Below are 8,488 nucleotides of genomic sequence, written 5' to 3' on the forward strand. Positions count from 1 at the left end.
GAACACCTACCATGTTGAATTAGTTTTTTAACCATGCCTTAGCTCGTTACAACATGGTATACACACCAGTGTTACCGGAGTCAAACTATATTTGGGCAAATAATTTAAAGTCCTCCCCTCGCATTTTAATTTTGTGCTCAAAAATACTTTGGGGACTTTCGCATAACGAAAGAGACTTCTCGACGTTGCGTGTCCAAGCGCTTGTGCGCGAAGGGATTGGAACGAGGTTCGAGCGACCTTAGTCGCGTCTCGCGAACCGAAGTGACAAAGCAATGTGGCGAAGCCCGGAGTGAGGGTCGCATGAGCGATCCCGAACGGAGCGAGGAGACGAAGTTATGCGCCAGTTCCGTTGTATCAAATTTTCTCTAATAACTCGATGCAGGCTTTTTTTAATGGGAATAAGCGATTTGTTATGATGTCCCAAATTATATCGTCATCAATTGAAAAATAACCATGCGCTAGAATATCTCTTACTCCTGCAATCTTCTTCCATTCTATTTCAGGGTGTAAATTTCGTAAATTATCTGGAAGTTTCTTTACTGCTTCTCCAATAATTTCAATATCCCGTTCAACTGCTCGTTTCTTTTCTATATTTGTAATGAATAATTGCTTCGAGTCTATTCCTAAAATAAATTTCTCAATTTCATTAATACTTTCAATTATATCTTGTAAATAAGCACCGGGATCACGCTGCATATACAACTTCTTGTAATATTTTTTCCTTAAAATATGGCTTAATACTAGATTTCGTCACTAGATCAACCTTACAATTAAACAGATTCTCTAAATAAAATTTTAAATCCATGTAAGAATCTAAGGTTAGTTGACCCTCTCGGAAATTTACAAGTACGTCTAAATCGCTTTCTTGATTATTTTCGTTTCTCGCAACGGATCCAAATATACCAATCGATTCTATTCCAAACGATTTAATTGTTCGGAGGTTTTTACGAATATTGTCTAAAACCTGATCGCGAGTCATAATAAGAATTTTGTTAGTTCGACTTCAATTTGTCCAGTGAATTTTCGTTTCATGGCTTCGCTTTGCCAAACTGTCGCCTAACGAAAGAGGCTTCTCGACGTTTGCGAGTCCTGGAGCGCGCTAAACGCGCGAAAGGATTGGCACGAAACTTGAGTGAGCCTTAGCGAACGGCTTGCGAACCGAAGTGACAAAGCGGAATTTGGCGAAGCCAAGCAAGGGTCGCGAAGCGATCCCGAACCGAAGTGACAATTTTTAGTTATCTGCCGTGCCGCGCCCCGAATTCTAACCGGCGGCGCCAAGGATGGCGGAGCCGGTTAGGGAAAGCCAATAGAATTGCAATTTAAGAATTACTCGTTTATACAATTTTCAAATATCCAGAAAATCTTTTGGTTTAACCTTTAATCGTTTAGAAAGCTTGAAAATTGAGTTAGCAGTAAAATTAGCCCTACCCGCTTCAATATCTTGCAAAGTTCTTACAGGAACCGCGTAATCGCCTTCATCCATATTTTCCTGAGTAAACCCTTTTTCCTTACGGATGCTCTGAATATTCTTTCCGACTTTTGATAAAAATTCTTCGAAATCCACACACGGTATATTGCGGCATAGTTGACAAAATGTAAACGCGGCATACCGTGGGTCATACATTCTTTCGAGATTCATGCTCCCAAAAGGCCCATTGATGACTAGAAAATCCAAAATCAAGTCTCAAAGTGCTACCTATAGACAAACCAAATCGAAGATCGTAGAGAAAATTTCCGAGGAAGAGAAGAAAGCTTTCTATCATCAGCTAAAAATCGCGAGAATTGAAGCTAATCTTACCCAAGCTCAGGTTGCAAAGATGATCAAAAGGAGCAGAAGTCAAATTTCTAAGATAGAATCCGGTAAATGCAGATTATATATGGATGAGTTTTTAAAGTTTATGAAGATTTATAAGAAATCTCCTTTCTTCTTTTATTCTGTATTTACAACTAATGAGGTTATTAAATCACAGAAGAGAAGCCGAGCTGTATCTGCGAAGCAGTTTCAATAAGGACGGTTAAACAAACTACGTGAAAATTCTTTCGTAAATCTCGTACAAATCATTTAATAAATCAAATCTTTCCTTTTGAAACGAAGAAACTTGAAGCATATACTGAGAAGCATATAAAACAAATAAGTCTCCTTTGGATAAGGAAAAGCCGCTGTTTTCAAATTGAGCTTTATACGTTAAAGCTTTTTCATCAATTGAATTTGTTTCATCTTCGGTCTGGAAAGATAGATTTTTTTTGCAAACAAGAATAGCGTCTAGTGATATAGGATTCTTAGATGTAGACTTTGGACTCGAACCTTTGAATTCAGCGTAAACAGGGTGAGCATTAACAATTTTAAAACCGGCAGATGTTACTGCTTCCATTATAGCGACCCATCCCTCCGGTTTAGAATGATGAAAACTAAAGACCATAACTCCTTCGTTCTTTAAAACGCGATTGCATTCACGAAAAACTTGTGTAAGCTGTTTTGCAAATTCAAAAGGATCGCTGTTTTGAACTTCAGATATATTTGAAGAATCTTCTTTGTCAAAATAATTAAAATCTGCCTTTAATACAGGAGAAAGCCAAGCATAGAAAAAATCACTTAACTCACTATAATGAACAAAGTCAAAATAAGGAGGGTCCGTTACGATGGCATCCACGCAATGATTCGGCAAATTCAATGACATACTGCTACCATTCATAATTAATGCAGCCTTATCTTTATCAACGAAATCCTCCCAATCAATTGCTAACTCACAATCAATTGGATAACTAACTATTTTTTTTGAGGCATCTTGAATCTTTCCAAATAAATCTTTTTCTAAAAAAAGATCGAAAGGCTCCGATAAATATTTCTTCGCTCTTAGTAGCCGGGAATAAAACATTGAAGAAAAACTACCACTCCCTTTCGAGTTCCCCCATATGTTGTTTTCCAAAGGGGTTCGTTCAGGCTTCAGAATATGATGCGAAAACATATGCCTTACCGCACCAGTCCCTTCCCCTTTGAAACTGCAAAACTTATTATTGAACTCTAATATTCCGGAAAATAGAATTAGAAAATGATACCGTAAAACTTTATTCTTAATTTCTAATATTGTTCGCAAAAGCATACCTAAACACAATAATTGTCGGTCATTAAAGAACTCCTTCCATTGATTATAGTTATAATTCTTAGCTTGGTTAGTATTATACCCAGGGCGCACCTTATAAATAGGCAATGGAAGATTCTCTTTTTGCAATCTCTCTTTAGCTTCGTTATATAATTCTAAATCAAAGTCTGAAATTGGAAGATATTCCTTTTCCCCATTCGTATTTAGTACTAATTTGGCATACATCCTTTCTTCAAATGGCTTTCCATCCTTCAAAAGTGATAAAATTTTATACCGCTTACCTTGTCTAGTTACGACGTACTGTCCTTGAACTGTTCCATTTTGCGGATTAAATTCGTAGCTACAATATCTACAGCACAATTTTTCGGTGTCATATCTGTTTTTAGAAATCTGCCAGCAATTGGGGCAAATAATTTGGGCATCAGGCTTTTTTTTTGGATAAGCATTCTTTGAAAAAATATAATTATCGAATAAAGGGATGCTTTCACCTTCAGGTGTCTCAGCTATTTTGACCCAAAAGAAATGAAGCACCTGTAACTCTTCGTTCGTATTTTCTTTTTGTGTTATGTAATATTTTTTGATTTCATGACTAACTTTTCTTTCTATTTGAACGAAAGTTTCCAAAAGTTCCTGCTCTTGAACCTTGATAAGAGCTTGTGTGACACTAAATGTGCTAATCGGGTTAATATCACAGCCAATTGCTTTACTCCCAAGTTTTAGCGCTTCTCCAATTGTTGTACCACTCCCCATAAATGGATCTAATACAATTTTATTTGAAAAGTTGTGAATATTGTAAAACTCGGACCAAATAGATTTTTTAGATTGTGATATTGAGCCTAAGACAATTCCCCTGAAGACAGAACCTAATCGCGTAGCCCACCACTTATGTATATGATAGATTGGTCGATTTAATTCTTTTCGCCAGCTCTCTCTTTCTGCTAATTGACTTAATTCAATAAAGGGAAATTCTTTTTCAATCTGAAGAGTATTTTTCTCGTTTATTAACTTCTCCAGATCGCAGTTGAACTCAGGTATTATCTTGATAGTCTTCATCTCTACACAACTAAGAAATAGGAGCCATTCTAACTGATTTATCAGATTGATTTTTTAGCCGATATGCTTTAAAATGATGCTCCTTTCCAGCATTTTGATTTATAATCGTCTCAGTGAGTAAGGAATTATCTCGGAGATCAAATTTACATCCAACGACAAGCTTATCGGCCTCCTTCCGAATTAGATTTCCCACTTCCTGGTAGCGGGTATCGCTTTTAAAATCAGCAGGTAAGATTAATGTTGATAATCCGGTGGTGCCTTCAATAAGCGCAAAGGGAGTAGGAGCCACGTACATTTTTCTATCTCGAATCATTATATCCCCGTAGCTACCAAATCCTTTGACACTCTTATTTTTATGAACGTATTCATGATCGGCGTTAAGAAAATCACCATGGCACAGCACTAGATCGATAACGGGATACTTTCGATTTCCATCCTTCGAAATAGGATATTCCGTCATATCTGCCGGATATCTCCCGAATAGGTAGAAAATTGTTCTCCCATTGTGATAACCGGATGGAACCTGGCTATTACTATCATAATCGCGCTCTCGACCTGGCCAAGCTAGACCTTTCACTTCATAACCCTCCGGACTTTCAACTAGGTTGAAATCAGGATATGTATTTCTTCCTGAAGATTCGTAATGAAAGGAAGCTTCAGCCAACCTATCTTGGAACCAATTTTGAAAGTGAAATTCTTTATCCTTTGCACTAACTGATTCAATTAGTTTACCGGAATGAATTGCTTGAACGCATTTTTCAAAAATGTCAAAACATGAAAGAGATTGAGTTTTACCCAAAGGTATATAACTTCCTTACTTTTTCGCTAAAAATCTATTAGTATAAATGGGCATTTAATTGCCCACTCTTTATGTCACAAATAAATGGAAAATTAATAACCAAGATTTAAAAGAAAATAGAATTGTCAAAAAATGACACTATAGCGCCGCAACAGTGTAAACTTCAATCAGCTTATACCATTATTGCCAGCCAAGAACGGCTGGCGTCTTAATGAAGGGCGATGCATTACGCGTAACGAAAGAGGCTTCTCGACGTTCGCGTTCCCGAAACGCTTGTGCGCGATGCGGTTGGCACGAGGTTCGAGCGACATTAGTCGCGTCTCGCGAACCGAAGTGACAAAGCAATGTGGCGGAGCCCGAAGTGAGCCTGAGCGGGAACCGCGAGTGACGAAGCGCCGCGAGAAGTCGAAGTTAGGCGACGTGCCCCGATTATTAGATATTATAATTTATCCCAAGCAGGAATCCTACCATCGCCATTGATCTCAGAAAGAAGATTTCTAAAGTCTGCGAAAATTTGCTTCTTAGTTTTACCTTTGTAATACTTTTCAAAATATTGAGAAGTTTCAAGATCTTGAATTTCTTTGGTAAATGCGTAGAGTGCTAATTGATTTATTGAAACGCCCTGTTCCTCAGCCACTTTTTCAATTTTATGCTTCAATTCAGAAGGAATTCTAATAGTTAATACACTAGCTTTTGTTTTCATAATTCTCCCTCCAATAGTTCATAAAATCCGATGGTGTTATAACTTTCAAATCTTGAAATTTTAAATCGTTATCTATTAGATAATCTTTTATGTTACTAGTAATTAAATAATCCGCATTACAGGCTATCGCAAGTTCGATAAAATGATTATCATCTTCATCCCTCAGGTTTGGGCGAAAGGCAAAATAAATCGTTTGGGGATAACTTACGTAAGCGATAAATCCTAATATCTTTTTTATTTCTTTATCGTTAATTCCTAAATCTGCTTTTGAAGTCCGCCTATTTAACACTTCTTCATATTCTTTAAATACTGGTATCGATAATCCTAACTTAATTTTCTGATCGAAAATTAATTCAAGAATTGCTCGGGAAGCTCCCCTTTTCGCTCTTAATGCTTGATAGAGGACATTTGTATCTAAGACGACTTTCAATTTTTATATGATAGCATATACGCCATCATCTGTCAATAGTTAATTTAACCTCTCTGTGCAAGATTTGGGGCATATCGCATAACGAAAGAGGCTTCTCGACGTTGCGACTCCAAGCGCTTATGCGCGAAGGAGTTGGCACGAGGTTCGAGCGAGCCTTAGCGAGCGTCCCGCGAACCGAAGTGACAAAGCAATGTGGCTTTAGCCCGCAGTGAGGGTTGCATAAGCAATCCCGAACGAAGCGAGGAGACGAAGTTAGGCGATCGGTTTGGCTATATTAGAAATAGATCCTAAGCAGAGATTGGAAATTTAATCACATTTTTAGGTTTATCTTGTAATGCATTCCATAAATCTAATTTAATCTGCATGTTAAGCCAACTTTCAGGAGAAGTATTAGTCGCTAATGCAATCCTAATTGCCGTTTCAGGAGTAATTGAACTTTTGGCATTAACTATCTCTGAAAGAGTTTTACGTGATATCCCTAAATCCTTAGCCGCTTCTGTTATAGTCAAACCTAATGGTTTGATTACATCTTCTAATAATACTTCCCCTGGGTGTGTAGGTTTTCTTTTATTCATAATTATTACTTCTAATGATAATCTTCGTAATCGACTAATATGGCGTTCTCACCTTCAAATTCGAACGTAACACGCCAATTCCCATTTACCCAAACTGACCATCGCTCTTGTTCCTTACCCTTAAGCTGATGCAATTTGAATGAAGGCAAGTCCATATCCTTTGGATTTAGTGAAGCATCCAATCTATCTAAAATTCGACCTAACTTCCCTGCGTGATCCGGTTGAATTCCTCGTTTACTCCCAGTTTCAAAATACTGTTCTAATCCTTTGTGTTTAAATGAAACTATCAATACACACATCGTAACCTATAAGGTTACAATGTCAAGCAATTTAACTATTAAAATTAGATTTGCCAAACTGTCGCCTAACGAAAGAGTCTCCTCGACGTTGCGACTCCAAGCGCTTATGCGCGAAGGAGTTGGCACGAGGTTCGAGCGAGCCTTAGCGAGCGTCTTGCAAGCTGAGTTTAAAAGCAAATGTGCCGAAGGCCAAGCAAGAGTCGCGAAGCGATCTCGCAGCGCAGCGAGAAACCGCAGTTAGACGACGTCAATATTAAAACGTATGATTCGCATTGATTACATCGACATTAAGCTGAAAAAGAATTTCACATAACCATTCCATTTCTTCGTGCTCTTTTCCATCTAATAAACGAAATGTAGAGTCGATTTTTTCACCGTGGAATAATTTATTTCGAACAAAATACATATAAATTAGCGTGAGAAAGGATATTCTTTCGATAGGTTTATCTATATTTCCATTAATGTTGGCTTGTATGTGAGTGTTGATTTCTACGTAGTACCCTTGACTTTTTAATTCCTTTTCTTTATATGGAAGCGTTTCCTCAAATATCTCCATAATTCTTTTATCTGAATAACGAGAAATCATTTCTTTATATGCTTTCAGATTAGATCCTTTTGGATAATTATTTCTAATCATTTCTTGTAATCGCAACTTTTTCCTAATTTCAGATGCGGAAAGATTTTTTACTAAATCAATGGTTTTTGAATATAACCCATTATGAGTAAGAATATGTTGTTTGAATTTGATCATAGAGTCAAATTCGGTTTTTCCTTTTCCTATATACATAAAGAGCTTATTAAATGACCGCCAAAGTTTTTCAAATTTTAGAAATGGATCCGTCTGATTAACCGCTGCTAATAAATATGATAAGGATATCAAAGTACAAGCAGCCTTTTCATTTTCTAGAAAAATTATTTGAATATTCTGCTTATTTACCTTACTTGGGAATAATTCAGGCCCGACCCTAGGCTGAATGATATGATCACAATTTATTTTTATATTCTTTTTCTTACTTTGAATTTCAATATATTCAATCGTCTTTGGCTGATAACTAGAAAAATAATACACTAAAGTTTTAATTATTTGAGTGTGTAAAGTGCTACGATAATTATAAAATATATCTGCCGGATCGATAGGATTAAATCTTTGAGCTTTTATTTCGATTTGATCAGAGTATATTTCAATGCAGTCCTGATTCTTATTAGAACGTCGATATTCTGCCTTTCCAATATATAGCTCATTACGGCTACTTTCCGCTAATTTAATTCTTATTAGAACATCATTTTTTTTCTTCATTTATATGATTTATTGATGTCGTCTAACGAAAGAGGCTTCTCGACGTTCGCGTTCCCGAAGCGCCTGTGCGCGAAGGGATTGACGGAGGCTTGAGGCGCCTTAGCGCCGTCCCGCAAGCCGAACGTCAAAGCGAATGTGCGAAGCCGTAGTGAGTCCGAGCGGGAACCGCGAGTGACGAACGAAGCGAGAAGCCGAAGTTAGGCGCTGGTCAGCATCTTTAAAGCCAGTTTT

At 37.3% G+C, this 8,488-nt stretch carries 11 protein-coding genes; 1 reads left to right on the top strand and 10 read right to left on the bottom strand.

The window, feature by feature from the left end:
* Positions 1-354 precede the first annotated feature (354 nt).
* The 3 genes from LEP1GSC060_RS13175 to LEP1GSC060_RS13185 all read right to left on the bottom strand — a co-directional run bounded on the left by LEP1GSC060_RS13175 (position 355) and on the right by LEP1GSC060_RS13185 (position 1,564).
* The gene (locus LEP1GSC060_RS13175) at positions 355-696 is read right to left on the bottom strand and encodes a HepT-like ribonuclease domain-containing protein (RefSeq protein ID WP_036096436.1); all 342 of its coding nucleotides are present in this window, start codon (positions 694-696) and stop codon (positions 355-357) included.
* The gene (locus tag LEP1GSC060_RS13180; RefSeq protein WP_036096438.1) at positions 686-979 is read right to left on the bottom strand and encodes a nucleotidyltransferase family protein; all 294 of its coding nucleotides are present in this window, start codon (positions 977-979) and stop codon (positions 686-688) included. Before LEP1GSC060_RS13180 ends, LEP1GSC060_RS13175 begins: the two co-directional genes overlap by 11 nt.
* Positions 980-1,345: 366 nt before the next feature.
* Positions 1,346-1,564, bottom strand: a complete 219-nt coding sequence (locus LEP1GSC060_RS13185; protein WP_003005646.1) for a helix-turn-helix domain-containing protein — start codon at positions 1,562-1,564, stop codon at positions 1,346-1,348.
* A gap of 94 nt (positions 1,565-1,658) precedes the next feature.
* Between LEP1GSC060_RS13185 and LEP1GSC060_RS13190 the strand changes: the two genes are divergently transcribed.
* The gene (locus LEP1GSC060_RS13190; RefSeq protein ID WP_080634571.1) at positions 1,659-2,009 is read left to right on the top strand and encodes a helix-turn-helix transcriptional regulator; all 351 of its coding nucleotides are present in this window, start codon (positions 1,659-1,661) and stop codon (positions 2,007-2,009) included.
* Positions 2,010-2,024: 15 nt separating this feature from the next.
* On the opposite strand, the gene LEP1GSC060_RS13195 is transcribed toward LEP1GSC060_RS13190, so the two are convergent.
* From LEP1GSC060_RS13195 to LEP1GSC060_RS13225, 7 genes are all read right to left on the bottom strand, one after another.
* Positions 2,025-4,154: a DNA methyltransferase gene (locus LEP1GSC060_RS13195; RefSeq protein WP_003005640.1), complete on the bottom strand. Its 2,130-nt coding sequence runs from the start codon at positions 4,152-4,154 to the stop codon at positions 2,025-2,027.
* 10 nt (positions 4,155-4,164) lie between these two features.
* Positions 4,165-4,953: a hypothetical protein gene (locus LEP1GSC060_RS13200; protein WP_003005643.1), complete on the bottom strand. Its 789-nt coding sequence runs from the start codon at positions 4,951-4,953 to the stop codon at positions 4,165-4,167.
* Between the two features lie 439 nt (positions 4,954-5,392).
* Positions 5,393-5,656: a toxin-antitoxin system HicB family antitoxin gene (locus LEP1GSC060_RS13205; protein WP_036096442.1), complete on the bottom strand. Its 264-nt coding sequence runs from the start codon at positions 5,654-5,656 to the stop codon at positions 5,393-5,395.
* Positions 5,640-6,086, bottom strand: coding sequence for a putative toxin-antitoxin system toxin component, PIN family (locus tag LEP1GSC060_RS13210; protein ID WP_051061439.1), 447 nt, complete (start codon positions 6,084-6,086; stop codon positions 5,640-5,642). The genes LEP1GSC060_RS13205 and LEP1GSC060_RS13210 overlap by 17 nt, the downstream gene beginning before the upstream one ends.
* 287 nt (positions 6,087-6,373) lie before the next feature.
* Entirely contained in the window at positions 6,374-6,661 is a 288-nt protein-coding gene (locus tag LEP1GSC060_RS13215; protein WP_017808225.1) for a HigA family addiction module antitoxin, read from the bottom strand.
* Between the two features lie 11 nt (positions 6,662-6,672).
* Positions 6,673-6,960: a type II toxin-antitoxin system RelE/ParE family toxin gene (locus tag LEP1GSC060_RS13220; RefSeq protein ID WP_230458304.1), complete on the bottom strand. Its 288-nt coding sequence runs from the start codon at positions 6,958-6,960 to the stop codon at positions 6,673-6,675.
* A gap of 253 nt (positions 6,961-7,213) precedes the next feature.
* Positions 7,214-8,257, bottom strand: coding sequence for a hypothetical protein (locus tag LEP1GSC060_RS13225; protein ID WP_003005631.1), 1,044 nt, complete (start codon positions 8,255-8,257; stop codon positions 7,214-7,216).
* Positions 8,258-8,488: the final 231 nt, after the last annotated feature.

It is taken from the genome of Leptospira weilii serovar Ranarum str. ICFT (assembly GCF_000332415.1).
GTDB classification, from domain to species: Bacteria; Spirochaetota; Leptospiria; order Leptospirales; family Leptospiraceae; genus Leptospira; species Leptospira weilii_A.

Excerpts from the sequence above, each read along its gene's own strand:
- LEP1GSC060_RS13175 (WP_036096436.1), bottom strand. The coding sequence starts at position 696 with ATGCAGCGTGATCCCGGTGCTTATTTACAAGATATAATTGAAAGTATT.
- LEP1GSC060_RS13180 (WP_036096438.1), bottom strand. The coding sequence starts at position 979 with ATGACTCGCGATCAGGTTTTAGACAATATTCGTAAAAACCTCCGAACA.
- LEP1GSC060_RS13190 (WP_080634571.1), top strand. The coding sequence starts at position 1,659 with ATGACTAGAAAATCCAAAATCAAGTCTCAAAGTGCTACCTATAGACAA.
- LEP1GSC060_RS13195 (WP_003005640.1), bottom strand. The coding sequence starts at position 4,154 with ATGAAGACTATCAAGATAATACCTGAGTTCAACTGCGATCTGGAGAAG.
- LEP1GSC060_RS13205 (WP_036096442.1), bottom strand. The coding sequence starts at position 5,656 with ATGAAAACAAAAGCTAGTGTATTAACTATTAGAATTCCTTCTGAATTG.
- LEP1GSC060_RS13215 (WP_017808225.1), bottom strand. The coding sequence starts at position 6,661 with ATGAATAAAAGAAAACCTACACACCCAGGGGAAGTATTATTAGAAGAT.
- LEP1GSC060_RS13220 (WP_230458304.1), bottom strand. The coding sequence starts at position 6,960 with ATGTGTGTATTGATAGTTTCATTTAAACACAAAGGATTAGAACAGTAT.
- LEP1GSC060_RS13225 (WP_003005631.1), bottom strand. The coding sequence starts at position 8,257 with ATGAAGAAAAAAAATGATGTTCTAATAAGAATTAAATTAGCGGAAAGT.